At 64.4% G+C, this 1472-nt stretch carries 1 protein-coding gene; it reads right to left on the bottom strand.

Translation table 11 applies throughout. The features are described 5' to 3' along the window. Positions 1-1472: tandem-95 repeat protein (locus tag ACWPMZ_RS16515; protein ID WP_455705186.1), on the bottom strand; the 1472-nt coding region annotated here is incomplete at both ends.

Genomic DNA, 1472 nt, shown 5'->3' with positions numbered 1-1472 from the left:
GTCGGCACCCATCGCACCGTCGAGCCGGTTGTTGCCGTTGTCGCCGATGATGGTGTCATCGAACAACCCGCCGATGACGTTCTCGAACCCGGAATACGTGTCGCCTTGGGCCGCGTTGTTGTAGCCCATGCCGGTCAAGAGGTTGACGAACACCGTGCCCGAGTTGTCCTCGAAGCTGAGGGTGTCGACGCCAGGCCCGCCGATCAGCACGTCCGCGCCGAGCCCGCCGATGATTGTGTCGTTGCCCGCGCCACCTTCAAGCCGGTTGACCCCGGTATCACCGATTAGGAAGTCGTTGAAAATCGAGCCGGTCACGTTCTCGATGCTCGTGTAGGTGTCGCCGAATGAGGAGTTGGCATAGCCCCGACCCAGCGTCAGGTTGACGAACACTGCGCCCGGATCACCGGCATAGCTGGCCGTGTCGGTACCCGCTCCTCCATCAAGCGCATCGCTGCCCAGCCCGCCGATCAGCACATCGTCGAACAGGCCTGCGCGAAGGTTGTCGTTGCCCGCAGAACCCAGCAACGTGTCGTAGCCGTCGGTCCCTTGCACGGTTACGATCACGTCGGCCGTACCGCCACCCACCAGCGAGTAGCTGAATGTGTCGACGAAAGAGGTGTTGCTCGCGCCCGAACCCGGAGCTGCCAGCTGTGCCTGGGCTGGGCCCGGAGTGTAGAGGATGTGCCCGTCGCTATCGATCCGCACCGTGGCGCCCGAGGGCAGGACATAGTTGGCCCCCACCGCGGCCGCTCCGCGCAGCACCGCGCCTACCTGCAGGATGTTTTCGGGATCGGTGTCGGGGCCGGCTCCATTGTCGGAGAACACGTTGCCATCGACCTGTCTTGTGTCGTTGATCGTGAACCGGTCGGTGCGGGCGATGCCCGGGTCATCGACCGGGGTGATCGTCAGTTCAAACACGTCGCTCGTGCTCAGCGACCCGTCGCTTGCGATTACCCGCACGTTGATCGAGCCGTTGTAGTCGAGCGGCGGCGTGCCGCTGAACGTGCGCGTGACCGGATCAAACGCCAGCCAGGCCGGCAACGCATTGCCGTTCGCCCGCGTCGCCGAATAGCTCAGCACGTCCCCATCCACATCGCTGAACGTGTTCGCCGGAACCTGATAGGTGAACGCGGTGTCTTCCGAGCTCATCTGGTCCGGTATCGCGTAATCCACTTGCGGCACGTCGTTGACCGGATGGACCGCGATCGAGACCGTGGCGACATTGCCGTCGACGTTGCCGTCGTTGGCCTTGTAGGTGAAGCTGTCGGCGCCGTTGTAGTTGGCGCCGGGCGTGTAGCTGAAGCTGCCGTCGGCGTTGAGCGTCAGGCTGCCGTGCGCGGGTCCGCTGACCAGCACCGCGGCCAGAGTATCGCCATCGAGGTCGCCGTCGTTGTCGATCACGCCGGCCGCCGCAACCGTCAGCGTCGCATCTTCGTTGACCGAATAGGCATCGTCGGTGCTGACCGGGGCCT

The organism is Tsuneonella sp. HG222 (assembly GCF_053819185.1).
Note: the sequence above shows the minus strand (reverse complement) of the source record. Positions and strands in the feature narration are given on the sequence as shown.